This is a genomic window from Achromobacter sp. JCM 18799 (assembly GCF_055395645.1).
The window spans coordinates 3,623,503-3,649,664 of record NZ_AP043866.1 but is presented as its reverse complement, the minus strand read 5'-3'; the positions used below and the strand labels follow the sequence as shown (position 1 = coordinate 3,649,664).

18 protein-coding genes are annotated in these 26,162 nt (G+C 66.3%); 4 read left to right on the top strand and 14 right to left on the bottom strand.

Annotated elements, in window-relative coordinates:
• Positions 1-56 precede the first annotated feature (56 nt).
• Both gcvH and gcvP read left to right on the top strand, forming a co-directional pair.
• Positions 57-434 (top strand): glycine cleavage system protein GcvH, encoded by a 378-nt coding sequence (gene gcvH, locus ACZ5YA_RS17190; RefSeq protein ID WP_042795177.1) that lies wholly within the window; start codon positions 57-59, stop codon positions 432-434.
• A gap of 103 nt (positions 435-537) precedes the next feature.
• Entirely contained in the window at positions 538-3,411 is a 2,874-nt protein-coding gene (gene gcvP / locus ACZ5YA_RS17185) for an aminomethyl-transferring glycine dehydrogenase (protein WP_118931388.1), read from the top strand.
• Positions 3,412-3,508: 97 nt separating this feature from the next.
• Here gcvP and ACZ5YA_RS17180 read toward each other — a convergent pair whose 3' ends face one another.
• From ACZ5YA_RS17180 to aptA, 10 genes are all read right to left on the bottom strand, one after another.
• Positions 3,509-5,473: a DUF945 family protein gene (locus tag ACZ5YA_RS17180; RefSeq protein WP_059371312.1), complete on the bottom strand. Its 1,965-nt coding sequence runs from the start codon at positions 5,471-5,473 to the stop codon at positions 3,509-3,511.
• Positions 5,474-5,703: 230 nt separating this feature from the next.
• Positions 5,704-7,179, bottom strand: coding sequence for a M81 family metallopeptidase (locus tag ACZ5YA_RS17175; RefSeq protein WP_059371313.1), 1,476 nt, complete (start codon positions 7,177-7,179; stop codon positions 5,704-5,706).
• 33 nt (positions 7,180-7,212) lie between these two features.
• Positions 7,213-8,622 (bottom strand): amidase, encoded by a 1,410-nt coding sequence (locus ACZ5YA_RS17170; RefSeq protein WP_464090949.1) that lies wholly within the window; start codon positions 8,620-8,622, stop codon positions 7,213-7,215.
• A 34-nt stretch (positions 8,623-8,656) separates the two neighbouring features.
• Positions 8,657-10,348, bottom strand: a complete 1,692-nt coding sequence (locus ACZ5YA_RS17165) for an ABC transporter ATP-binding protein (protein WP_464090948.1) — start codon at positions 10,346-10,348, stop codon at positions 8,657-8,659.
• Positions 10,349-10,353: 5 nt separating this feature from the next.
• Positions 10,354-11,259 carry an ABC transporter permease gene (locus ACZ5YA_RS17160; protein ID WP_464090947.1) on the bottom strand — a complete coding sequence of 302 codons (906 nt, stop codon included), beginning with the start codon at positions 11,257-11,259 and terminating at the stop codon, positions 10,354-10,356.
• 4 nt (positions 11,260-11,263) lie between these two features.
• Complete coding sequence (locus tag ACZ5YA_RS17155) at positions 11,264-12,205, bottom strand: ABC transporter permease (RefSeq protein ID WP_059371317.1); 942 nt, start codon at positions 12,203-12,205, stop codon at positions 11,264-11,266.
• A gap of 26 nt (positions 12,206-12,231) precedes the next feature.
• Complete coding sequence (locus tag ACZ5YA_RS17150; RefSeq protein ID WP_054451985.1) at positions 12,232-13,797, bottom strand: ABC transporter substrate-binding protein; 1,566 nt, start codon at positions 13,795-13,797, stop codon at positions 12,232-12,234.
• An 82-nt stretch (positions 13,798-13,879) separates the two neighbouring features.
• On the bottom strand, positions 13,880-15,388 hold the full coding sequence (locus ACZ5YA_RS17145) for a M81 family metallopeptidase (protein ID WP_464090946.1): 1,509 nt from the start codon (positions 15,386-15,388) through the stop codon (positions 13,880-13,882).
• A 190-nt stretch (positions 15,389-15,578) separates the two neighbouring features.
• Positions 15,579-17,072 (bottom strand): CoA-acylating methylmalonate-semialdehyde dehydrogenase, encoded by a 1,494-nt coding sequence (locus tag ACZ5YA_RS17140; protein ID WP_059371319.1) that lies wholly within the window; start codon positions 17,070-17,072, stop codon positions 15,579-15,581.
• Between the two features lie 91 nt (positions 17,073-17,163).
• Positions 17,164-18,489, bottom strand: a complete 1,326-nt coding sequence (gene aptA, locus ACZ5YA_RS17135) for an omega-aminotransferase AptA (RefSeq protein WP_280015798.1) — start codon at positions 18,487-18,489, stop codon at positions 17,164-17,166.
• A gap of 161 nt (positions 18,490-18,650) precedes the next feature.
• On the opposite strand from aptA, the gene ACZ5YA_RS17130 reads away from it, so the two are divergent.
• Positions 18,651-20,078 (top strand): aminotransferase-like domain-containing protein, encoded by a 1,428-nt coding sequence (locus tag ACZ5YA_RS17130; protein ID WP_118931382.1) that lies wholly within the window; start codon positions 18,651-18,653, stop codon positions 20,076-20,078.
• Position 20,079: 1 nt separating this feature from the next.
• On the opposite strand, the gene ACZ5YA_RS17125 is transcribed toward ACZ5YA_RS17130, so the two are convergent.
• The 4 genes from ACZ5YA_RS17125 to ACZ5YA_RS17110 all read right to left on the bottom strand — a co-directional run bounded on the left by ACZ5YA_RS17125 (position 20,080) and on the right by ACZ5YA_RS17110 (position 24,599).
• Positions 20,080-20,565 carry a dihydrofolate reductase gene (locus tag ACZ5YA_RS17125; RefSeq protein WP_059371322.1) on the bottom strand — a complete coding sequence of 162 codons (486 nt, stop codon included), beginning with the start codon at positions 20,563-20,565 and terminating at the stop codon, positions 20,080-20,082.
• An 84-nt stretch (positions 20,566-20,649) separates the two neighbouring features.
• Complete coding sequence (locus ACZ5YA_RS17120) at positions 20,650-22,713, bottom strand: putative bifunctional diguanylate cyclase/phosphodiesterase (RefSeq protein WP_118931381.1); 2,064 nt, start codon at positions 22,711-22,713, stop codon at positions 20,650-20,652.
• A 360-nt stretch (positions 22,714-23,073) separates the two neighbouring features.
• Positions 23,074-24,045 (bottom strand): thymidylate synthase, encoded by a 972-nt coding sequence (locus ACZ5YA_RS17115; protein ID WP_464090945.1) that lies wholly within the window; start codon positions 24,043-24,045, stop codon positions 23,074-23,076.
• Positions 24,046-24,155: 110 nt separating this feature from the next.
• Positions 24,156-24,599, bottom strand: coding sequence for an OsmC family protein (locus ACZ5YA_RS17110; RefSeq protein WP_088142589.1), 444 nt, complete (start codon positions 24,597-24,599; stop codon positions 24,156-24,158).
• A gap of 124 nt (positions 24,600-24,723) precedes the next feature.
• On the opposite strand from ACZ5YA_RS17110, the gene coq7 reads away from it, so the two are divergent.
• Entirely contained in the window at positions 24,724-25,401 is a 678-nt protein-coding gene (gene coq7 / locus ACZ5YA_RS17105) for a 2-polyprenyl-3-methyl-6-methoxy-1,4-benzoquinone monooxygenase (protein WP_013396216.1), read from the top strand.
• Positions 25,402-26,162: the final 761 nt, after the last annotated feature.

Below are 26,162 nucleotides of genomic sequence, written 5' to 3'. Positions count from 1 at the left end.
CGCCCGCGCGAGGCGCGCAACACCATTCATCTACCCGTATTCCCTCAGGAGTTCCCATGAGTCTGCCCACCGATCGCAAGTACACCGAGTCTCATGAATGGGTCAAAGCCGAAGGCGACGTGTTCGTCGTCGGCATCACCGATACCGCCCAGGATCAATTGGGCGACCTGGTCTTCGTTGGCGACGTGAAGGTCGGCGCCAAGCTGAACGCCGGTGAAACCGCTGGCGTGGTCGAATCGGTCAAGGCCGCTTCGGACATCTACGCTCCCGTGGCCGGCGAAATCGTCGCGTTCAACGAAGAGCTGGAAAACAATCCCAACCTGATCAACGAATCGGCCTTCACCGCCTGGATCTTCAAGATCAAGCCGGTCAACGCCGCCGACGCCGACAAGCTGCTCGACGCCGCCGGCTACGAAGCCGTCGCCAACGGCTAAGCCGCCTGGCCGGAACGGGCGCGCAGGCGTCAGCCACGCGCCCGGTCCGCAAGATGCAATACCGTCCGTCCTCCGACGACACCCGCTATCCCGAGACCTCTCCATGTCGCGCGCCCTAGACACCCACACCGACTTCATTCCCCGCCACATCGGCCCTTCCGACGCCGACCAGGCCGCCATGCTTGCCGTCATCGGCAGCGCCAGCCTGGACGCCCTGATCGAAGAAGTCGTGCCGCCCAAGATCCGCAGCCAGGCCCCGCTGGCGCTGCCCGCCTCGCGCAGCGAAACCGACGTGCTGGCCGAACTGAAGCAGATCGCCGGCCGCAACAAGGTCTACCGCAGCTACATCGGCCAGGGGTATTACGGCACGCAGACGCCCAACGTGGTGTTGCGCAACATTCTTGAGAATCCCGCCTGGTACACGGCCTACACGCCTTACCAGCCCGAGATCTCGCAGGGTCGCCTCGAAGCCCTCCTGAATTACCAGACCATGGTCGCCGACCTGACCGGGCTGGACATCTCCAACGCCTCGCTGCTGGACGAAAGCACCGCCGCCGCCGAAGCGATGACGCTGGCACGCCGCAGCGCCAAGTCGAAGAGCCCGGTGTTCTTCATTTCGCGCCACGTGCATCCCCAGACCATCGAAGTCGTGCGCACGCGCGCCGAAGGCCTGGACATTGAAATCACCATCGGCGACGAGGCCGAAGGCCTGCCCGAGTGCTTCGGCGTGCTGCTGCAATACCCGCACAGCACCGGCTCCGTCGCCGACTACCGCAAGCTGGCTGAAGCCGCGCATGCGCAAGGCGCCATCGTTGCCGTCGCCACCGACCTGCTGGCGCTGGCCTTGCTGGCCGCGCCCGGCGAATGGGGCGCGGATATCGCCATCGGTTCGGCCCAGCGTTTCGGCGTGCCGTTCGGCTTCGGCGGCCCGCATGCCGGCTTCATGGCCTGCAAGGACGCCTTCAAGCGCAACATGGCTGGCCGCCTGGTCGGCGTGTCCAAGGACGCGCAGGGCAACCCGGCCATGCGCCTGGCGCTGCAGACGCGCGAACAGCACATCCGCCGCGAAAAAGCCACCTCCAACATCTGCACCGCACAAGTGCTGCTGGCCGTGATGGCCGGCATGTACGCCGTGTGGCACGGTCCGGCCGGCATCCGCCGCATCGCCGAGCGCGTGCAGCGCAGCACCGCCATCCTGCGCGCCGAGCTGGTCAAGCTGGGCGTGAACGTCGTCAACGACACCTTCTTCGATACGCTGCTGCTGGAAACCGGCGCGGCGACGCCGGCCATCCTGACCGCCGCCGATTGTGCGCACATCAACCTGCGCCGCGTCGACGGCGCCCGCCTGGCGGTGTCGCTGGACGAGACCGTGACCGTGGCCGACCTGCAGGCGCTGGTCAATGTCTTCGCCGCCGGCCTGGAACGTGACGACGTTGAGCTCGACATCGACGCCCTGGACGCGGCCGCCGCCAGTGGCATCCCCGCCGGCGTGGCGCGCGAAAGCGCGATCCTGACGCACCCGGTGTTCTCCAGCGTGCAGTCGGAAACCGACATGCTGCGCTACCTGCGCAAGCTGGCCGACAAGGATCTGGCGCTGGACCGCACCATGATCCCGCTGGGCTCGTGCACCATGAAGCTCAACGCGACCGCCGAGATGATCCCCATCACCTGGCCCGAGTTCGCGCTGATCCACCCGTTCGCGCCGGCTTCGCAAAGCCAGGGCTACAACGAACTGATTGACCGCCTGTCGGCCGCGCTGTGCGAGATCACCGGCTACGACAACATCAGCCTGCAGCCCAACTCGGGCGCGCAGGGCGAGTACGCGGGCCTTCTGGCGATCCGCGGCTACCATCAGGCCAACGGCCAGCATCAGCGCAACATCTGCCTGATCCCTTCGTCGGCGCACGGCACCAACCCGGCCTCGGCGCAACTGGCCGGCATGGACGTGGTGGTGGTGGCGTCGGACGCCAACGGCAACGTCGATCTGGTTGATCTGCGCGCCAAGATCGAACAGGTCGGCGACAAGCTGGCCGCTTTGATGATCACGTATCCGTCGACCCATGGCGTGTTCGAGGAAGCCGTCACCGAGATCTGCGATCTGGTGCACCAGGCCGGCGGCCAGGTCTACCTGGACGGCGCCAACATGAACGCGATGGTGGGCGTGGCCCAGCCGGGCAAGTTCGGTTCGGACGTGTCCCACCTGAACCTGCACAAGACCTTCTGCATTCCGCACGGCGGCGGCGGCCCCGGCGTGGGTCCCGTGGCGGTGCGCGCGCACCTGGCGCCGTACCTGCCGGGCGTGGTGAACGAGCAGGGCAAGCTGCCCGGCGACGCCAAGGTCGGCCCGGTGTCGGCCGCGCCGTTCGGCTCGGCCGGCATCCTGCCGATTCCGTTCGTGTACATCTCGCTGATGGGCGCCGACGGCCTGCGCCGCGCCACCGAAGTCGCCATCCTCAACGCCAACTACATCGCGACCCGCCTGCGCGACCACTATCCGGTCCTGTATGCGGGCCGCAATGGCCGCGTGGCGCACGAGTGCATCCTCGATGTGCGTCCGCTCAAGGAAACCAGCGGCATCAGCGCCGAAGACATCGCCAAGCGCCTGATGGACTACGGCTTCCATGCGCCCACCATGAGCTTCCCGGTTGCCGGCACGCTGATGGTCGAGCCGACCGAATCGGAAGGCGTTGCCGAACTGGACCGCTTCATCGACGCGATGATCTCGATCCGCGAAGAAATCGCCCAGGTCGAGCGCGGCGAGCGCGATGCCGAGGATAACGTCCTGAAGAACGCGCCGCACACCGCGCAGATGCTGCTGGCCGAGGAATGGCTGCACGACTACCCGCGCCAGCAGGCCGCTTACCCGGTGGCTTCGCTGCGCGACGCCAAGTACTGGCCGCCGGTTGCCCGCGTGGATAACGCCTACGGCGACCGCAACCTGGTCTGCGCCTGCTTGCCGATCGAAGCCTACGCCTGAGCGTGGGCCGCGAGTCCCGGCGCGAGCCGGGCCCCTAGGCAAAAAAAATCCCCCATCCGAAAGATGGGGGATTTTTTTGTCTTGCGTCAGCCGAGGCTTACTTCGCCGGCGCGGCCTTGCTGGCCACCGAGAAGTCTTCCGCGATGCTGAAGAACGTGTTGAGCATGATCTGCAGGTTTTCCTTGCCGATGCCGCCTTCCGAGTTCATGTCCATCTGCAGCACGGCCCGGTTCTTGTCGTCCAGGTAGGCGCGGGTCCAGCGGTATTCCTGGTTCCAGGCGTTGATGGCCTTGAGCGAGACCGGCTTCTTGCTGCTGTAGGTCGCGGTCACGACGAGGTCATGGCACTTCTCGGTGAAGTCGTTGCACAGGAAGTCGACGCGCAGCTCGCTGGCGCCGGTGTCGCGGGGATCCAGGATCAGGACCGGACCTTCGTCGCCGTCCTGCTTGCGCGGGTTGTAGACCATGTCGTCCAGCATGGTCGTCACGGTGTCCACGTCGAAGTCCTGCATGTAGCCGGCCACGGACGCGGTGTCGGAGGGCGCGGCAAGTTCCGTGCCTTCGGCCGGTTCGCCTTCCTCTTCCATGCCGTCCATGTCGTCGTCCATGCCGGTCGCGCCCAGCAGGCCCGAGAACAGTTCGTCGGCGGGGATCTTCTGGCCGTTCAGGTCGCCCATGCCATCGGCGTAGTGGAACTTGCCGATGATGTTATCGCCGTCGTTCTTGCCGACGTTGAGCATTTCAGCCATGCCGGACATCGAGCGCATCTGGTCGTCGGCTTCCTCGGCGGCCTTTTCGGCGGTCAAGCCTTGCTTCTTGACGGCGTACTGCACGATCAGGTCGCGCACCATGGGCTTGGAGATGACCAGGGTGGCATCGATCTGCTTGATGGCCTTGACCATGATCTCCTGGGGCGTCAGGTCCTTGACGTTGGGCGGATTGGTCAGGTCCAGGGCGAAGGTCAGCTTGCTTTCGCCCTTGTCGGTCTTCCAGCTGATCGGGTCGATGCTGAACGTGGGGTTGCCGTTGAGCAGCTTGCCGGCGTTTTCCAGCACGGCGTCGAACTGCTCGTCCTTCAGGCCTTCGTCGCTGGCGCCCAGCATGTACTGGCGCACGATCTGGTTGTAGGTGTCCGACAGCTGCTTGATGGCGGCGCCGTCCAGCTTGGCGAGCTTGATCACGGCCTGGCCGTTGCCCAAGGCCACGTCATTCAGAGTGATGTTGCCGGTCTGGTAGGTGGCTTCGACGTTGACGTTCTTGTCGTCTTCGGCCAGCTTGACGCCATAGCCCAGGTTGTCCAGCGAGACCTTGACGTCGTCGCCAGGGCGGGTGACGTCGATGCGCTTGAGCTTGACGCTGGAGTCGCCAATGGACAGGCCGAACTTGCCCATGCGGCTGTTGACGTCCATCGTCAGGCCGGACACCAGCATCTTGATGGGATCGTCCGATTTTTCGCCATCCACCGACAGCGTTTCCATCAGGGCGTGCGCCGTGACGGCCTGCAGCGCGCGGTCGAAGGTGCCGTTGATCGCCATGCCGCTGAAATTGACGGCGTTGCCTTCGTGCGTGATCTGCACGGGGGCGATATTGGCGGTGGAGGTGGCGAAGCCGCCGAAACTGATGATCGTGTCGGCGCTCAGGGGCGCGACGCCCTTGGTCAGCTCGAACAGCTCCTTGATGTTTTCGGTCTTGGCGAGCTCGGCGTGCGTGAACGCCAGCTTGGGCGCGATGGCGCCGCGCGCCAGCGCGCTCTTGGGGAAGGGGCCGTGTTCGATGGAGGCGTCGAACTCGATCATGCCCTTGGGCAGGTCTTCGGCGACCTTGTCGCCCTTGACCAGCGACACGCCATAACGCGCCTGCGTCGAGAACAGGCCGCGCTCGTACTTGAGCTGATCGATGCGCAGACCGAACAGAGGCGTGATCTTGGCCAGCTTTTCGTTGGCTTCCGCCAGGTGGCGCTGCGAGCTTTCCTCGATGCGCTTGCCGGTGTACCACGTGGCCCCGACCCAGCTTCCCGCTCCCACTATGACCACGCCCAGGGTGATCGCTACGCTCTTTTTCATCGTTCTGCTTGTATCGTTGATTATCGAGTCATATCCGGTGAACCGCGGCTGCTTATGGCCGCTGGACGCTGACGCCCGCCATCGGAATACACGTATTCATCGGCCTGTAAGGCCCGCGGCGAGTATACCGAGGCCGATGGTCATCTGAGGGCGCTCACCGTTACAGAAGATTTCAAAATGAAAGCCGGCGCAGTTGCGCCGGCTTTCCGGGGTGGGCGCGGCGGCCGGGTCTACATCGGATCGAGGGGATAGATGGGCCGGCGCACGTGCTTGAAATCAAGCTGGCCGTAGTCCGAGGTGGTCACCCCCACGCCGGTGCATTCGATGACCTGCGTCGCCATGTCGGAAAAGCCCGCGCGCCAGTGCACGCGGCTCTTGAGCACGACATAGCGCTTTTGCAGCGGATCGATGCCGGCCGACAGCAGGCAATTGATGTCGAACGGCTCCTGGTGACGGGAAACCACCACGATTTCCACGCGGCCCGTGTCGATCACGACCGTCAGGCCGGTGTCGTTGCGCACGCCGCGGTACATGGGGCCGCGGTTCAGGTAGACGCCGTCGAACACCAGCTTGACGCGGCCGGTGACCTCCAGCGGCTCGCTGGGTTCCTTGATGGCGGGCATGGCCAGCTTGCCGCCGAGCTGGATCGTGATGGTCTGGCCCACGCCTGCGGCAGCCGCCTCGAGTGCGGCCTGCGGGTCGCAAATGGCGTAGAAGACCACGTTCTCCAGTTCCTGGCGCAGCACTTCGGCCAGCACGGCGGTGGTGTCCATGGTGCCGCCGGAACCGGTATTGTCGTAGTGGTCCAGTAGCACGACCGGGCCTTGTTCGATGGCCTTGGCGCGAGCAATGGTGGGCGCTAGCGGCTCCGGGTGGAACACCCAGTCGGCGCGGCCGTTCCATGCTTGGTCCAGCAGCTCGTCGCGGTGGCGCTGCGCCTCGGCCAGGTTGCCGTCGGTACAGACCACCGCGCTCAGGCCGGCTTCGCGAATGTCGGCGTGCGGGAATCCCACGAAGACGGAAGCGGCCAGGACGCCGCCGGCTTCCATTGCCTTGCAGCGTTCCTGTAGCGGCTGGTTGGGCGCCGCGTGGGTGCCCTGGCACATGATGTGCGGCAGCATGGGTTTGTTGGCCCAGGACATGACCGGCTTGATCTCGCCCTTGAGGGTGCGCGCGATCACGTTCGCGGCGCGCAGCCCGGCCGCGCGGATGTCCACGTGCGGATAGGTATGGAAGCCCGTGATGACCGTGGCATGCTTGACGATGTCGTCGTAGATGTTGGCGTGCATGTCCAGCGTCACCGCCACGGGCGTGTGCGGATCGATCTCGCGCAGGCGGCGCAGCAGGTCGCCCTCGGCGTCCTCGACGCCTTCGGCGACCATGGCGCCGTGCAGGTCGAGCAGGATGGCGTCGTAGCCGCCGCGCTGGACCTCGTCCAGGACCAGCTTGCACAGCCGTTCGTGGGTTTCGGCGCTGGCGGGGCCGCTGGGCCAGGACTCGGCCGCCACGGGCACGACCATCTCGGCGCCTTCGCGCCGCGCCACTTCGATATAGCCGCCCAGGCCGCTGTCGGTGTTCTCGTAAGCCTTGATGGCGCGTTCGCCGGCCAGGATCTCGGGATTGCCGCGGAAGAAGCGTTCAAGCGGGGTAGGCACGGGCGAAAACGTATTCGTCTCGTGCTTGATCATTGCCAAAAGCCAACGCATGGGAATTCCTGTGGGTTTGCTGTTGAGGATCGTTCAGGCAGCCCGGGGAGGCTGGGGCCAGGGGTGTTGTTCAGGCCGCATGGCTTCCCAGGCGCGCGCCATGCGCAGCACGCCCAGGTCGTCAAAGCGCGCGCCCGCGATCTGCAGGCCGATGGGCAGGCCGGCCTTGGTATAGCCGCAATTGACGGACGCCGCGGGCTGCTCGCTCATGTTGTAGGGCAGCGTGAATCCGATGTGGTGCATGGTGGTCGCGACCTCGTTGGTGGGCGACGGCCATTCGGCGTTGTAGGCGACCACCGGGGCCACGGGCGAAAGTACGTAGTCGTAGGGCGCGCAAGCCGCTACCGTCTTGGCGCGCACGTTCATGGTTTCGTAATAGCTGCGGAACACGGCCTCGCCGGACTGGCCGCCGCCGCTTTCCGCCCAGGTGCGGATGAAGGGCAGGATCTTGTCGCGGCGCGCCTGCGGCAAGGCCGACAGGTCGACGGCCGAGCGCGTGCGCCAGAAGCGGTCCACGCCTTCCAGCATGGCGGGCGTCATCCAGGGCTGCATCGGCTCCACAATGGCGCCGGCGGCCTCGAACGAGCGGGCCGCGGCCTCGACCGCGGCGCGGATTTCAGGATCCAGCGGCAGGCCGCAGCCCGCGTCCATCAGCAGGCCGATGCGCAGGCCGCGCAGGTCGAGTTCCAGGTCCAGCCAGTCGAAGTCCTGGTAAGGCAGGCTCATGTGGTCGCGCGCGTCGGGCTGCGACAGCACGCCCAGCATGAGCGCCGAGTCGGCGACGGTACGCGTCATGGGGCCGGCGCAGCGGCCCATGAACGGCGGGTCGATGGGGATGCGGCCCAGGCTGGGCTTGAGCGTGGCGATGCCGCACCAGGCCGCCGGCAGGCGCACGGAGCCGCCGATATCGGTGCCGATATGGAGCGGGCCGTAACCGGCGGCCGCCGCGGCGCCCGCGCCGGCGCTGGAGCCGCCCGGGTTCTTGGTCAGATCCCAGGGGTTGCGGGTCAGTTCATGGAAGCTGGACAGGCCCGAGGACAGCATGCCGAAGTCGGGCATGGTGGTCTTGCCCAGCAGGACGGCGCCGGCCTCGCGCATGCGGGCGGCTGGCGGCGCATCGGCGGCGGCAGGCTTCAATTCCGTCGCTGCCGTGCCCAGCGGCACTGGCACGCCGCGCGTGGCGATGTTTTCCTTGATGGTGGCGGGAACGCCGTCCAGCGTGTGCCCGCCGGTCGCCAGCGGCTCGCCTTTCATCCAGCGGGCTTCGGAGGCGCGGGCCTGCGCCAGAGCGCCGTCCGCATCCAGCGCGTAGGTGGCCTTCAGCTGCGGTTCCCAGCGCGCGATGTGGTCCAGCACGGATCGGGTGACCTCGACGGGCGAGAGCGTCTTGTCGCGGTAGGCCTGGAGCAGCTCCACGGCGGACAGTTCATGCGGTTGCGGCATTGCGGTTCCAGTGTGTGTACAGGCTGCGCGCGTTTCAGGGCGCGGCGGCGTGGCCCAGGCCGGCCGCGACCGGCCGGAAGTTGCGGAAGTCCCAGTCGCGTCCGGGGGCGGCGTCGATCAGGGCCCGTGTGTATTCGTGGCGCGGTTCGGTCAGCACGGTTTCGGCGGAGCCGGTCTCGACGACCTTGCCCCGCTGCATCACCATGATGGTGTCGCAGATCTGCGCGGCCACGCGCAGGTCGTGGGTGATGAACAGCACGCCCACGCCGGTGCGCTGGCGTACCTGTTCCAGCAATTCCAGCACCTGCGCCTGCACCGATACGTCCAGGGCGGACACGGCTTCGTCGGCCACCAGAATCTCGGGGTCCATGACCAGGGCGCGCGCGATGCAGATGCGCTGGCGCTGGCCGCCGGAGAACTGGTGGGGATAGCGGTTCATCGCGTCGGGACTCAGGCCCACGACGCTTAGCGTTTCGCCGGCGCGCTTGAGCGCTTGCTCGCGGGCCACGCCAAAGTTCAAGAGGCCCTCGATGATGGATTCGCCGACGGTGCGGCGCGGATTCAGCGAACGGTACGGATCCTGGAACACGATCTGGATGCGGCGGCGCACCGGGCGCAGCGCCGAGCCGGACAAGGTGCTGAGGTCTTCGCCTCCCATCATCATGTGGCCCGCGGTGGGTTCGATCAGGCGCACGATGCAGCGCGCCACGGTGGATTTTCCCGAGCCGGACTCGCCCACGATGCCCAGGATCTCGCCCTTGCGCAGCGTCAGGTTGACGTCGGCGGCCGCGATCACGTTGCGCGCAGCCTGGCGCGAAAACAGCGAACTCTTGGTGCCGTAGGTGCGGCCCAGGCCCTTGACGTGCAGCACCGGCATGCCGGCCGGCGCCTCGCGGCGCGAGGGCACCAGGCTGGGTACCGACGACACCAGCCGGCGGGTATAGGACTGCTTGGGCTCGGCCAGGATCTCGTTGCGCGTGCCGCTTTCGATCAGGTCGCCGCGGTTCATCACCACGATGCGGTCGGAGATCTCGGCCACCACGCCGAAGTCGTGGGTGATGAACAGTACGGCGGTCTGGTGCTTGACCTGCAGTTCCTTGATGAGCGCCAGGATCTGCTTCTGCGTGGTGACGTCCAGCGCCGTGGTCGGCTCGTCCGCGATCAGCAGCTTGGGTTCCAGGATCAGCGCCATGGCGATGACGATGCGCTGGCGCTGGCCGCACGACAGCTGGTGCGGATAGGCCTCGAAGATGCGCTCGACGTCGGGCAGGTGCACCGACCGGAACATGTCCAGCACTTTGGCGCGGCGGTCCGCGGCCGACATCTGCTTGCGGTGCAGGCGCAGCACCTCGTCGACTTGCTTGCCCACGGTGTGCACGGGGTTCAGGGCGGTCATGGGCTCCTGGAACACCATGGCCATGCGCGTGGCGCGCATCTCGCGCAGGCGGCGCTGCGTGGCGGTGACCACGTCTTCGCCTTCCACGCGGATCGAACCCGCGCTGACGCCCAGCACGCCGGGAGGCAGCAGGCCCATGACGGCCAGCGAGGTGACGGATTTGCCGGAGCCGGATTCGCCGACGACGCACACGGTTTCGCCGGCATGCACGTCCAGGCTCAGGTTGCGCACGACGCGGTTGCCGGCGCCGGCGACTTCTACCGAGAGGTTGCGGATGGCCAGGATGGCGGTGGAGGTATCGCCTGCGGGAGGAGTGGGGGAATAGGTCATCGGCATCAGATCCTGCGCACCATTTTCGGGTCCAGCGCGTCGCGCAAGGTGTCGCCCAGGATGTTCACGCTGAGCACGGTCAGCGACAGGAACAGGCCGGGGAACAGGATCAGGCCGGGCAGCATGCGGAAGTACATGCGTCCTTCGGACATGATGTTGCCCCAGGAGGCGATCTCGGGCGGGATGCCCGCGCCCAGGAAGCTCAGGATGGCTTCGGTGAGCATGGCGGAGGCGAACACATAGGTACCCTGCACCGTCAGCGGCGCGATGGTGCTGGGCACCATGTGGCGCCACAGCAGCAGCGGCAGCGGCGTGCCCAGGGCCAGCGCGGCTTCGACATAGGGTTCGCCGCGCACGGTCAGGATCTGGCCGCGCACCAGCCGCACCACCCGCGGAATTTCCGGGATGGTGATGGCGACCAGCACGGTGGTGATGCTGGCGCCCGTGACCGACACCAGGGCGATCGCCAGCAGGATGCCGGGGATGGCCATGATGGCGTCCATGGTGCGCATGATCAGCCCGTCCAGCGAACGGAACCAGCCGGCGATCACGCCGATGACCAGGCCGATGGCGACGCTGACCAGCGCCGCGCCCAGGCCCGCGATCAGCGAGATGCGCGCGCCGTAGGCCACGCGCGACCAGACGTCGCGGCCAAAGGCGTCGGTGCCCAGCAGGTAGTCGGAGAAGGGCGGCTTCAGGCGCGCGCCGGGGTTGATGGAAGTGGGATCGACCGTACCCAGCAGCGGTGCGAACAGCGCGATGGCGACGACCGCCACCAGCACGATCAGCGCCAGCATCACGGGCCAGCTCTTGAGTCCCTGGCGGATCTGGCGCCAGGCGGTAGCCTGGGGCGTGCCGCCTCCGGGGAGATCGGCGGCCGCTTGCGCGGCGGCATCGGTTGGCGTTTGCATGGCGTTAATACCTGATTCGCGGGTCGAACACCGTGTAGGCGCAATCGACAACCAGATTGATGAACACGTAGACGAACGCGAAGAAGAGCGTCAGGCCCTGGATGACGGGGTAGTCGCGCGCGAGCACGGCTTCCACCACCAGCCGGCCCAGGCCGGGGATGTTGAACACCGATTCCGTCACGACCACGCCGCTGATCAGCAGCGCGATGCCCAGGCCCACCACCGTGGCGATGGGCACGGCGGCGTTGCGCAGGGCGTGGCCCAGCAGCACGCCGGTTTCGCCCAGGCCCTTGGAGCGCGCCGTGCGGATGAAATCCTCGCCCATGACCTCGATGACGCTGGTGCGCGTGATGCGCGCGATCAGCGCCACGTAGACCGTGGACAGCGCCAGCGATGGCAGGATGAGGCGGTGCAGGTAAGGCCAGAAACCCTTGGCCAGCGGCGCGTAGCCCTGCACGTTGAACCAGCCCAGCTTGATGGCGAAGAGCCAGATCAGCACGTAGCCCGTGACGAAGACCGGCACGGAGAATCCCAGCACCGAGAAGCCCATCACGGCGCGGTCCAGCAGCTTGCCTTGGCGCCATGCGGCCAGCACGCCCAGCGGAATGGCGACGAGCAGGGTGAACACCAAGGTCAGCACCGCCAGGCTGAGCGACGGTTCCAGGCGCTGGCCGATCAGCTTGGTGACCGGCACGCCGGACATGAGCGAGGTGCCCAGGTCGCCTTGCAGGAGCTTGCCGCCCCAGATGAAGAACTGTTTGATGACCGGCTGGTCCAGGCCCATCGTCTGGCGTATCTGGACGATGCGCTCGGGCGTGGCGCCGTCGCCCGCCATGATGATGGCCGGATCTCCCGGGCTGAAACGCAATATCGCGAAGACCACCACCGCGACCATCACCAGAACGGGGATGGTCGCGAGGAGCCGGCGTGAGACAAATGCCAGCATGTATTTCCCCCTGAACTACTTGCCCATCAAGGGGCTTTCTTGACGTTCCAGAACGCGAACACCGGCGCGTGCACCAGGCCCGAGAGCTTGGTCGAGTAGACGGTGGGCACGGACATCTGGCCCAGCGGCACGTACAGGCCTTCATCGATGCCGATGCGCTGCACTTCCTCGGCGATCTTCTTCTGTTCCGCGGGGTCGGAGGTCAGCGCCATCTTCGTGCGCAACTCTTCGATCTGCGGGAAGTCGGGCCAGCCGAACCAGGCGTTGTCGCCGTTGGCCGCGGCCGGGGCGGAACGGACCGGGTCCATCACGTCCGTGGCGTACCAGTTGGTGTTGTGGATGTTCCAGCCGCCTTCCGCGGGCGCAGCCTTCGAGGCGCGGCGCGTCGCGACGCTCTGCCAGTCCATCGCGGCCAGGTTGACGTTGAAGCCAGCCTTGCGCAGCGCCTGCGCCATCACCACCGGCTGGGCCGACAGCGTGCCGACGTCGGTCGCGTGCATGACCAGGATGGGCGTGTTGTCGTAGCCCGCTTCCTTCAGCAGCGCCTTGGCCTTCTCGATGTTGGACGGCACCACCATGTCCTTGCCGATGTCGCTTTCCAGCGGCGTGCCGCAACCCCACAGCGAGGCGCAGGTCTTCCAGTATTTCGGATTGCCGACCAGCGCCTTCATGACGTCTTCCTGGCCGATGGCGTACATCGCGGCCTGGCGCACCTTCTTGTTGTTGAAGGGCGGGTACTTGAAGTTGAAGCGGTACATCGTGAAGTAGCCGACCGGGCTGAGCGACTCTTCCTTCAGATCCTTGTTGCCTTCGATCATCGGCAGCAGGTCATAGGGGAACTGCTCGACGAAGTCGATCTCGCCGCCCAGCAGCGCGTTGGCGGTGGTCAGCGCATCCGGCATGACGTCCCATTCGACCTTGTCGACGTTGACGACCTTGCCGCCGGCCAGGCCGCTGGCGGGCTCCTTGCGCGGCACGTAGTCGGCGTTCTTGGCGTAGACGGTCTTCACGCCCGGCTTGAATTCGATGACCTTGAACGGACCCGAACCGGTCATGTCGGTGATGGGCTGGCCGATGGCCTGTTCGGCGATGCGCTTGGGCATCATGAACGGCGCGGTGCCGGTGGGCTTGGACAGGGCGCGCAGCGCCAGGTCCGTGGGTTCCTTCATGACGATGCGGAAGTTCTTGTCGTCGATGACTTCGATCTTGTCGGTGAACTTCAGCAGCGTGCGGCCCATGCCGTCGCCGGCGGCCCAGCGCTTGATCGAAGCGACGCAGTCCTCGGACGTCACCGGCTTGCCGTCATGCCATTTCTGGCCGTCGCGCAAGGTCATGGTGTAGGTCTTGCCGTCGGGGGAGACTTCCCACTTTTCCAGCATCTGCGGCTGGATCTTGTTGTCGGCGTCGGTAGCCAGCAGGGTGTCGTAAATCATGTAGCCGTGCCACGTCGTGATGTACGCGGTGGTGGCGTGCGGGTCGGTCAGGCGCAGAGGCGAGTGCATCACCGACTTGATGACGGTCTCGGCGTAGGCGCCGTGAGCCATCATCATGGTGGCGCCGGCCAGCGCGGCCGCTCGGACGTACTTCAGCATGAATGTTCCCCTTGATGCGTAGTGAGCGGCGCCATCGCGCCGCTGCGTCGTTGGTCCGCCGCGCGGTGGCGGCGTGCGAGCTTCAGGCGGTAGCGGACCCGCCGGAAAAGACAGGTCCGCAAGGCGCCATTCTGATGCCGGGACGCAACCGTGTCCATGGTTGTTTTGCCGCATCCATCAGCATGGAACCCGGGGCCGCGCACACCAGGATCTTTTCCGCGATGCCAGTGAAATCCGCGCGGAAGTGGGCGGAGCTCTTGACCACCAGGATCGCTGCGCGCTGCGGTTCCACGCCGGCGAAGCGGAACATCTCCTGGTCGGCCATCTGCACCTTGTTGGAGGCGACGATGATGCGTACGCCGCCGATCCGCAGACAGGCGCTGGGGCCCAGGTCCATATGGAAGCCGCGATAGAAGGCGCCGTGCGTATCGAAGCGTCCATCCGAAGTTTTCTCGACGATGAACTCGGTGTTCAGTGGCTCATCGTCGGGAATACCCGAGTGTCCACCCAATGCAATGCGTACCTTGTTTCCAGCGCCCGCGCGGTGGGCGGCCAGCGCGGCCGCGGGGTCGACGATGAGGCCGATGGCGGTGTCGCGCGCATCGTGCCGGATCAGGGCGCGCAACACGCCAGTGGTGTCCGAGCTGCCGCCCGCGCCCGGGTTGTCCTGCGCGTCGGCGATGACCACGGGCTTGTGCGCGTCGCGCGTCAGCCGCATGGCTTCCTGCACGGCTTCGTCGGGCGTGTAGAGCTTGCCGCCGAAGTCGCGTTCCGCGTTGAGCACGGCGCGCGCCATTTCGTCGGCAGCGGCGTCGGCTTCGGCTTGGGTCGCGCCGTAAGCCCACACCGTGGGGGCGCACTCGGGGAAGTCGGCTGCGGGAAAACCCGTGGCGAACGACAGGCTGAGCGCGCCGCGCGTTTCGATGTCGCCCACCATCTGGTACAGGCTGCGCGAGGGTTCGATATCGGTGGACTGCCAGCACAGTGAAATCAGATAAGGCAGCGCACGCAGGGCCACGCAAGGCCGCGGCGCGCCCGCCAGCCGCCTGGCCAGCAATTCGGCTGCGCGCTGCCCGGTTTCGGCCATGTCGATGTGAGGATAGGTGCGGTAGCAGACCAGCGCGTCGGCGTGGCGCACCATGGCGCGGGTAACGTTGGCGTGCAAGTCCAGGCTGGCGACGACGGGGACGTCCGGACCCACCAGCTCGCGCACGCGCTCGAGCAGTTCGCCTTCGCCATCGTCCAGGTGCTCCGTGACCATGGCGCCGTGCAGATCCAGGTAGACGCCATCCAGCGGCAGCGCCTGCGACAGGCCTTGCAGGATCATCGCGCTGATGCGTTCGAACGCATCCTTGGTGACCGGTCCCGAAGGACTGGCCGCGGCCCAGGTGGTGGGCAGCAAGGTGTGCCGCCCCATGGCTTCAATAAAGCCCGCCACCGGTATGTTGGCGCCCGCCACCGCCTGGAACATCGCTGGCCCGCTGACCAGCTTGGGCCAGCCGCCGCCTTTCTCGGCAAAATCTTCCCACGCCGCGCGCGAAGGCGCGAACGTATTGGTTTCATGCTGAAAGCCGCCTATCCCGATGCGCATCAGGATTCCCCTTGTCGTTTTTGATATGAGGAAGACGCGGCTACGCCGCGCCCATTTCAGTTCCCGCTGCAAACGGGCACAACGCAACTAACTGGCAAGATCGTCCCAAGCGGGGTCGCGCGGATCCGGCTCCGCCGGTCCGCAGCGACGCCCCCCTTGAGGGGGAAGCGCGCAGCGCTTCGGGGGGGGCTCACTTAGCGACGGGCATCGTGAATTCCGCACCCTTGGCGATGCTGTCGGGCCAGCGCTGCATCACGCTCTTGTAGCGGGAATAGAAGCGGATGCCTTCTTCGCCGTAGGCGTGATGGTCGCCGAACAGCGAGCGCTTCCAGCCGCCGAACGAATGCCAGGCCATGGGCACCGGAATCGGCACGTTGATGCCGACCATGCCGACCTTGATCTGGCGCGCGAAGGCGCGCGCCACGCCGCCGTCGGACGTGAAGCAGGCCACGCCATTGCCGAATTCATGGGCGTTGATCAGTTCGACCGCCGAGGCGAAGTCCGGCACGCGCACCACGCACAGCACCGGGCCGAAGATTTCTTCGCGGTAGATGTTCATCGCGGGCTTGACGTGGTCGAACAGCGTGCCGCCGAGGAAGAAGCCCTTTTCGTTGCCCGGCACCTTCAGGCCGCGGCCGTCGACCACCAGCGTCGCGCCGGCGGCGATGCCGTCCTCGATGTAGCCCACGACCTTGCCGCGATGCTGCGAGGTGACGAGCGGGCCCATTTCGGCATCGCCCTGCATGCCGTCCTTGACCACCAGCGCCTTGACGCGCGGCGTCAGGCGTTCGACGACCTTGTCGGCCACGTCGCCCACCGCCACGGCGACCGAGATGGCCATGCAGCGTTCACCGGCCGAGCCGTAGGCCGCGCCCATCAGCGCGTCGGTAACCTGGTCCAGGTCGGCGTCGGGCATGACCACCATGTGGTTCTTGGCGCCGCCCAGCGCCTGCACGCGCTTGCCGCGGCGGGTGCCTTCGGCATAGATGTATTCGGCAATCGGCGTCGAACCGACGAAGGACAGGGCTTCGACGTCGGGATGCGCGATCAGCGCGTCCACCGCCTGCTTGTCGCCGTGCACGACGTTGAACACGCCTTCAGGCAGGCCGGCTTCGGCCAGCAGTTCGGCCAGGCGCACGGACGCCGAGGGATCGCGCTCGGAAGGCTTTAGCACGAAGGTGTTGCCGCAAGCGATGGCGACCGGGAACATCCAGCACGGCACCATCATGGGGAAGTTGAACGGCGTGATGCCGGCCACCACGCCCAGGGCCTGGCGCATGCTCCAGTTGTCGATGCCGCCGCCGATCTGGTCGGAGTACTGGCCTTTCATCAGCTGCGGAATGCCGCAGGCGAATTCGACGATTTCGATGCCGCGCGTGACCTCGCCCTTGGCGTCGGAGAAGACCTTGCCATGTTCGCGCGTGATCAGTTCGGCCAGTTCGTCCTGGTGCTTGTCGAGCAGCGCCTTGAAATTGAACAGGATGCGCGCGCGCTTGAGCGCGGGCGTTTCGGACCAGGCCGGAAACGCGGCCTTGGCAGCGGCCACGGCCAGCGCGACTTCGTCGTTCGACGCCAGCGGAATGGAAGCGGTGACTTCGCCGGTGGCGGGGTTGAAGCCGTCGGCGTAGCGGTTGCTGCGGCCGTCGTAGTGCTGGCCATTGATGAAATGCGGGATCTTCTTCATGGGAACGCTCGAATCTGGGGCTTTGAAAAATGCCACAGGGCGGCCGTCGGCCGCCCAGGCGAAAAACCGCCCCTCGCGGGGCGGCGGACGATCAGGCGACTTCCTTCAGGATGCGGCCGATCTGTTCGAAGATCTGGCCGATCTGCGCCTCTTCGATGATGAGCGGGGGCGAGATCGCGATGATGTCGCCGGTGTAGCGCACCATCAGGCCGTTGTCGAAGCACTTCTGGAAGACTTCGGCGGCGCGCGCGCCGGGAGCGCCGGCGCGCGGCGCCAGCTCGATGCCGCAGACCAAACCCAGATTGCGCACGTCGATGACGTGCGGCGCGCCCTTCAGGCTGTGGGCGGCGTCCTGGAAGGCGCCGGACAGCTTGCGGGCGCGGCCGAACAGGTCTTCGCGGCGATAGATGTCCAGCGTGGCCAGGATGGCGGCGGCGGCCAGCGGGTGCGCCGAATAGGTGTAGCCGTGGAAGAACTCGATGCCGCCGGCCGGGCCGTTGACGATGGCGTCATGCACTTCGCGCTTGACCGCGACCGCGCCGGCCGGCACGGCGGCGTTGCTCACGCCCTTGGCCATGGCGATGATGTCCGGCGTGACGCCGAAGAACTCGGATGCCGTGGCGGCGCCCAGGCGGCCGTAGGCGGTGATGACTTCGTCGAATATCAGCAGGATGCCGTGCTTGGCGGTGATTTCGCGCAGCTTTTCCAGATAGCCCTTGGGCGGGATCAGCACGCCGGTCGAACCTGCCATCGGTTCGACGATGACCGCGGCGATGGTGGACGGGTCGTGCAGCGCGACGATGCGCTCCAGTTCGTCGGCCAGGTGAGCGCCCCAGGCCGGCTGGCCCTTGGAATAGGCGTTCTGCTCGATGTTGTGGGTGTGCGGCAGATGATCCACGGCGGGCAGCAGCGCGCCGGAGAAGGTCTTGCGGTTGGTCGAGATGCCGCCCACCGAGATGCCGCCGAAGCCCACGCCATGGTAGCCGCGCTCGCGGCCGATCAGGCGGGTGCGCTGGCCTTCGCCGCGGGCGCGGTGATAGGCCAGGGCGATCTTCAGGCAGGTGTCGACGGATTCGGATCCCGAGTTCGTGAAGAAGACCCGGTCCAGGCCCTGCGGCATCAGGCTGGCGACGGCGGTCGCGGCTTCGAAGGCCAGCGGGTGGCCCAGCTGGAAGCCCGGCGCGTAGTCCATCACGCCTGCCTGTTTGGCGATCGCGGCGACGATTTCCTCGCGGCCGTGGCCGGCGTTGACGCACCACAGGCCGGCCGTGCCGTCCAGGATCTGGCGGCCGTCGGTCGAGGTGTAGTACATGCCCTTGGCGGTCGCCAGCATGCGAGGGTGCGCCTTGAACTGCTTGTTGGCAGTGAAGGGCATCCAGAGGTGGGACAGGTCGGGCAGTTTGTCGGGGGCGTTCATGGCGGCTCCAGGGGACGGACAAGCGCTGGACTTGGGCGACGGTTGTGCAGCCAGCGGGATTGAAACGATTCTGGTGCGTCCGGATGGGAATGAAAATATACGATCCGCGCAAATGCGGCTAACTGTATAGTTATGAACGACACAACTGTACAGTTATCTCCGTGATCGATTTCCAGCCCAACCGCGCCCGTGGCCGCGGACAGGCGCCGACCCTGGTCGAGCAGCTGGTCGCCGCCATCCTGCGCGCCATCGAAGAACAGACGCTGCGTCCGGGTATGTCCCTACCTTCGGTGCGCGAGTTTGCGCGCCTCTACGAGGTCAGCACCTTCACCGTGGCCAGCGCCTACAGCAGGCTGGTATCGCTGGGCTGGCTGGCGGCGCGGCCGGGCGCGGGCTATCGGGTCGCGACGCCGGACGCGCCGGCGCGCCCCGTCCAGCCGCCGTCCTGGGAGCCGCCGCGCCTGAACGCCGGCTGGCTGCTGTCGGACATCTTCGCGGACCATTCCATCCCGATCAAATCGGGCTGCGGCTGGCTGCCGGGCGAATGGCTGAACGAGGAGGGGCTGCACATGGCCCTGCGTCACATGGGGCGGGTGCCGGCCATGCGTATCGCGAACTACGGGCATCCTTATGGCTATGCGCCACTGCGCGAGACCATCGCGGCCAGCCTGAGCGCGCAGGGCATGGAGGTCGAGGCCTCGCAGGTCGTGCTGACCCAGGGCGTGACGCATGGGCTGGACATGGTGATACGCACCTTGCTGCGGCCAGGCGACACGGTGGTGGTGGAGCAGCCCGCCTATGCCAATCTGCTGCAGATGCTGCGTCTGGCCGGCTTGCGCGCGGTGTCCGTGCCGCGCACGCCGGACGGGCTGGACTGCGAGGCGCTGGAAGCGGTGGTGGCTCGCCACCGGCCCAGGGCGCTGGTCGTCAACACCGCATTGCAGAACCCGTCGGGCGCCAGCATCAGCATGGCCAATGCCTTCCGCATCCTGCAGGCGGCTGAGCGGCACGGCTTGTGGGTGGTGGAAGACGATATCTCGCGCGAGCTCGCGCCCGGCGTAACGCCCATGCTGGCCGCCCTGGACGGGGCGCGGCGCGTGGTCTACCTGGGTGGCTACTCCAAGGTCATCAGTCCGTCGGTGCGGGTGGGTTATGTGGTGGCGCACCGCGATCTGGCGCGCGACATCGCGCGCACCAAGATGGCGGTGGGCCTGACCTCGCCGGAGATCATGGAGCGCATCGTGCACCAGGTCATCCGCGAGGGCCGCTACCGCGCCCACATCGCCCGCACCCGCGAACGGCTGGCGGAGGCCCATGCGGGCGTGGGCGAGCTGATGGCGCAGCATGGTTTCGAGATCTATGGGAGGCCGCAAGGCGGCCTGTTCCTGTGGGCCAAGGTGGCCGGGCAATGGCGCGAACGCGGCGCCAACGGACTCGCGGAACTGGCGCTGAAAGACGGGATCTGGCTGGCGCCCGGGTCTTACTTCGAGGCGGACGAGGCCGATACGCCCTGGGTGCGCTTCAACGTGGCCTACTCGGAAGCGCCGGCCCTTTGGCGTTTCATGCGCAACGCCGGGGCGGCCGCCTGAGTCACTGCCGCTCGTAAGTCACGAAATCGTATTCGTAGCCGTTTTCGGCCGGCTGCGCTTCGCGCGCCGTTTCCTTCCATTGAAAGGCGGGCAGCAAGGGGAAGAAGGCGTCGCCTTCGACCTCGGCGCGGACTTCGGTGGCCAGCACGCGTTGCGCCAGCGGCAGGGCTTGCGCGTAGATTTGCGCGCCGCCGATCACATAGGCCGCGTCGATGTCGCCGCAGGCCTGGATCGCCGCTTCCAGCGACGGTGCCACGATGGCGCCCGCGGCGCTGAAATCGGGATTGCGGCTGATCACGATGTTGCTGCGGCCGGGCAGCGGCCGGCCCAGCGAGTCCCAGGTCTTGCGGCCCATGATGATGGGGTGGCCCAGGGTGCTGCGCTTGAAATGCGCCAGATCGCCCGGCAGTTTCCAGGGCAGGGCGTTGTCGCGCCCGATGGCGCGATTGGTGGAATAGGCGACGATGAGGGTAAGGCTGGCGGGCATGCGGGGTCGGGACGGTTGGAGTTCGGCCGGTTGGCTACGGCAAGCGTAGCAAATTTGCGCGGCGGCTTGCGCCGCGCCGGCCGCTCAGTCGACCGCGTGTTCCAGGAATTCGGTGGCGGGCATGGGTTTGCCCAGCAGGAAGCCCTGTAGCGAATCGCAGCCCAGGCCGGTCAGGAACTTCTGCTGCGCCGGCGTTTCCACGCCCTCGGCCACGATGCGCAGGTTGAGCTGCTGCGCCAGCGCGACAATGGCCGACACGATGGCCGCGTCTTCGTTGTCGTTTTCCAGCTGGTTGACGAAGCCGCGGTCAATCTTCAGCTCGGTGGCCGGCAGCCGCTTCAGATAGAGCAGGCTGGAATAGCCGGTGCCGAAGTCGTCGATCGAAATCGTCACGCCCAGGTTCGACAGGCGCTTGAGCACCGCCAGGCTGGCCTCGGCGTCGCGCATGGCGGTGGATTCGGTCACTTCCAAGGTCAGGCAGGCCGGCGGCACGCCATGGCGTTCCAAGGCCGAGCGCACCGTTTCCACCAGGCTGGCGTGGGCGAACTGCAACGCTGAAATATTGACGGCGATGGTCCAGTGGCCCTGGCCCGCGTTGATCCATTCACGCATCTGGCGGCAGGCCTCGTTGATCACCCATTCGCCGATGGACAGGATCAGGCCGGTCTTTTCCGCCGTGGGGATGAACTGGTCCGGGCCAACCAGGCCGCGGGTCGGATGGTTCCAGCGCAGCAGCGCCTCGGCGCCGATGATCGGGCCGGCGGGCGCTTCGTACTTGGGCTGGTAGTGCAGCACGAGCTGGTTGCGTTCCTGCGCCAGGCGCAGGTCGTGCAGCAGTTCGATCTGCTCGTGCGCGTCCGCGTTCATGGACGGTTCGAAGAAACTGTAGCCAGTGCCGCCCAGGCGCTTGGCGTGGTACATCGCCGCGTCGGCGTTGGTCAGCAGGGCGTGGGTGTCCTGGCCGTCGTTGGGATAGATGGCGATGCCCACGCTCGAGGTCACCATCACCTCATGCCCGTAGACCGTGACGGGGCGGGCGATGGCGTCGATGAGACGGTCGGCCACATTGGCCGCGTCGGTGGGTTCGACCACTTCGCTCAGTACGATGAACTCGTCGCCGCCCAGGCGCGCCACCGTGTCCTGTGTGCGCAAGGTCTGGCGGATGCGCTGCGCCAGGTCGATCAGCAGGGCGTCGCCGGTGTGGTGTCCGTACGCGTCGTTGACCGCCTTGAAGCCGTCCAGGTCGAAGAACAGCACCGCGAAATAGCCCTTGCGCCGGCTGGCGCTTTCGATCGCCTGCTCCAGCCGGTCTTCCAGCAGGATGCGGTTGGGCAACTTGGTCAGCGTGTCGTGCAGCGCCAGTTGCACCAGCTCTTCATTGGCCTCGGCCAGCGATGAAGCCAGGGCCGAGGTGCGCGCCTCCAGCCGGTTGTCCAGCACCGCGACCAGCAGGGCGATGGCCAGCACGCTCAGGGTCACGGCGGTCACGGCGATGGCCAGCCAGCCGGCCGAAATGCCGCTGTTGGCCGCCATGCAGATACTGCCCGCGGGGAAGCCGGCGGCGGCCATGCCGGTGTAGTGCATGCCGACGATGGCGATGCCCATGATCGCTGCCGCCAGCGGCCGCGACCAGACCACGCGGGGGCCGCCGTGGCGCAGCCGGTAGGTGATCCATAGCGCCGCGCCGGAGGCGGCCACGGCAATCACGATGGACAGTGCGAACCATTTGGCGTCATAGACAATGCCGGGCTCCATGAGCATGGCGGCCATGCCGAGGTAATGCATCGCCGCGATGCCAGCGCCCATGAGCAGGGCGCCGATCACCAGCCGCCGCCGCGGCAGCTCGTCCTTGCTCACGGTCCACAGGGCGAAGGCGGAGCAGCCGATGGCGATGACCAGCGACAGGACGGTCAGCGGCAGGTCGTAACCCATGGGAATGGGCAGGCTGAAGGCCAGCATGCCCACGAAATGCATGGACCAGATGCCCACGCCCATCGCGAACGCGCCGCCCGCCAGCCAGTAGCGCGCGCTGGGCAACCCGTTCGAGGCTCTGACGCGGTTGGCCATGCCCAACGCCGTGTAGGACGCCAGGATGGCGACTCCTAGAGATACGAGGACGAGCGAAGGGTTATAAGTTCCGACGAGCATTGGTAGGGTCCTGTCCTTGGCGCATGCTGCCGCCGCGCGGGCTTCATATCAATTCAATTGGTAGTCTATGGTTGCAAGTCGGTCGCAAGACAGAATTCGGCGGTCGACGCTGGTGATACACGTGCTCTCTTTTTGGGAAGGGGAGTGCGGCTGAGCAACGCCTGCGGACGGCGCTGCCGGGCGAACGGCCCGGTTTCGCTGCGAGCGACAGGCACGGCGCGGCAGGTGCCGGTCGGAAGCAATGGCGCGCGGGCATTTCTGGACGCGCGCCCATGGCTAAGGGATGGGTTATACCGAAAACGCGCTTCCAGAAGCTCACCAATCTTCACCTGCGGCCCAGGGCGCGCAGGCAGCCACTGTCTACACGGCCATGGCGGCGGTGAGGGGGGCGTGATGGGTGTAGCCCGACAACGAAAAGTCGCCTGGTTCCACCTTCTCCAGCCATTCGGGCTCGTAGCGTCCGGTGACCGCAAAATCGGGAATGCGGTCCGACAGCACCAGCGTGGGCGCTTCGTAGGGCTCGCGCGTGAGTTGCTCACGCAGCATCGGCAGGTGGTTTTCGTAGATGTGCGCGTCGCCGATGAAATAGGTGAACCAGCGCGGCGTGTAGCCGGTCAGTCGGCCAACCAGATGCAGCAGGGCCGCGCCTTCCGTGAGGTTGAATGGCGTACCCAAACCGACGTCGTTGGAACGGATGTACAGGCACAGCGATATTTCGCGGGTGGTCGCGTTCGGCAGGAATTGATAGAGCAGGTGGCAGGGGGGCAGCGCCATTTCCTCGATCTGCGCCCAGTTCCAGCCGTGGAACAGGATGCGGCGGTCGCCCGGCCGTTCGTGGATGGTGTCCAGGCATTGCCGCAACTGGTCCACCGCCTTGTAGAGCAGCACCTTGGGCGCGCCGCCTTCCTCCAGATCGGCGACCTTGGTGTAGCCGCGCGACAGGGCGTCGGCGATCTGCGCCGAGCGGCTGGCGTCCAGCATCTTGTAGGCCGGCCACTGGCGCCATTGCACGCCGTAGACCGGGCCCAGGTCGTCGGGACCTTCGCGGTACGGGTTGGCCAGCCACTGGCTGTTCTCGTTGGCGTTCTGGTCCCAGACCTTGCAGCCCAGCTCGCGGAATTCCGCCGCGCTGCGCGAGGCGCGCAAGAAACCCACCATTTCGCCGATGGCGGACTTGAAGGCCAGCTTCTTGGTGGTGACAGCGGGGAAGCCCTTCTGCAGGTCGAAGCGCAGCGACGCGCCCGGCATGCTCAGGGTGCGTATGCCCGTGCGGTTCTCCTGCCACGCGCCGGTGTCCAGGATGGATTGAACGAGGTCCAGGTATTGTTTCATGGCGGTCCTTGCGCACGCTCGCCCGGCGGGTGACGCAGACAGCCGCCGCGAACGGATCGCGGCGGCTCTTATAAGTTACGGATAGACGAATTACACCACGCGGGCGCGGTTCAGGCCGCGGCGGGCGTTTCCTGCGTGTCGACGATCTCGACCGAGAAGGTCAGCGCCGCGGTTTTCTCCAGCATGGCCGAGGCCGAGCAGTATTTTTCGTGCGACAGCTGCACTGCGCGTTCGACCGCGGCGCGCGGCAGGTTGCGGCCGGTGACGGTGAAGGCGAAATGGATGCGGGTGAAGACCTTGGGGTCGGCATCGGCGCGGTCGGCCTGGAGCTTGACGCTGCAGCCGCTGACGGCGTGGCGTCCGCGCTTGAGGATCAGCACCACGTCGTAGGCGGTGCAGCCGCCGGTACCGGCCAGCAGCATTTCCATGGGACGGGGGGCCAGATTGTGCCCGCCGCCGTCCACGGCGCCGTCCATGACGGCCACGTGGCCGCTGCCGGTGCTGGCGGTGAAGAGCATGCCGTTCGGGCCGCCCCAGTCGATCGTGCATTCCATATTGTCGTGTCCTTGAGCTTGAGCGCTGTCAATGGCTGATGATACCTGTTGCGTACAATTCCGGGCATGAGAGCCCCGCCCCGCATCAGGGGTGTGCGTGCCAGCCTTGCCGAGGAGTTGTCCCATGTCCACCGCTCTGTCCCGCCCCAGCCCCGTTTCCTTCCTGCGCCGCATCAGCCCCGTGGATGCGCTGCTGGCCGAGGCCGACCGCGCGTTGCGGGTGCTGTCCGGCAGCGCCACTGCCGGCCGCCCGTATCCGGCCACTGCCGACGAGGCGCCGCAAGCCCTGTCGGCCCAGGAAAAGCGCCACGCGGCCGGCCTGATGCGGGTGAATCATGTGGGCGAGGTCTGCGCCCAGGCGCTGTACCGGGGCCAGGCTTCGGTATGCCGAGAGCCCGCGCCCCGAGCCCTGCTGCTGAACGCGGCCTCCGAGGAAGTGGACCACCTGGCCTGGTGCAATCAGCGGCTGACGGAACTGGGCAGCCGCCCCAGCCTGCTGAATCCGGTCTGGTACGCGGGTTCGTTTGCGCTTGGCGTGCTGGCCAGCTACGCCGGCGTGCCGCGCAACCTGGGTTTCATGGCGGAAACCGAAAAGCAGGTCGAAGCGCATCTGGAAGAACATCTGCGCACCTTGCCGGTGCAGGACGAGCGCTCGCGCCAGATCGTGCAGAAGATGAAAGAGGACGAGGCGCAGCATCGCGCCAGCGCGGAAGCGGCGGGCGGTGTTCCTTTGCCGGCGCCGGTAAAGGCCGCGATGCGGGCCATGTCGAAGGTCATGACGACCACCGCTTACTGGGTCTGATACGCCTGAAACGTGAAATGTTGCAATGCGCAAAAATAGCTGCAAGTTGGTGCCGGACGCACCATCTCGGTGCAAAATCCAGAGCGGGATAACCCGATAGAGGCTAGGGTAAGCCCCGGGCGGGTTTACCCATTTGGCAAAAACCCTGTTTTTGGAATAGCCATTGATTGGCGCGGGTTTCCAGAGGGGAGTCCAGGACTTTGCGGCAAATTTGCAACGCGAAAAATCTCTTGCGCGACAGGCTAAAAAAATTCTTGCATCGCACAAAAAACCTCGGTACTATTCATACATCGGATGTTGAAACGCAGTCGGCGCGGTGCAAAACCCCGAAAGCGTAGCGAGCGGAAGGCCAGCTCCCAACATGCCACGGTTGTCTCCTCCACCCTCCTCCTTTGGTGGATTTAGCCCGAGATCTCACGATCTCGGGCTTTTTTTTCGATGTTTTTGGTGTGTCCCCATTTAGCTGTGGCGGAGTATCGCCTGTAGCCCTGCCTGGCACTTCCGTCAGAGGGCGGCCTTCGCGTTTTCCCTTGGATATTTCGCGTGCGTCAGGGCGGAAAGTTCTACAATTGTTCCATGAAACCCCTATTTCCGCGCCTGCGCGGTTTCGCCTTGGCGATCCTGCCAAATGACAGTTTCTGCCTGGGACTGGCGACATGGCGCAATGCGTTACGTTCTGTGCCGGTGAATTGCACTTCCTTATTCCTCCCATATATGGGCGTTACACCTGCCACCGATAATGGCGGGCCTGTCTCGATAGA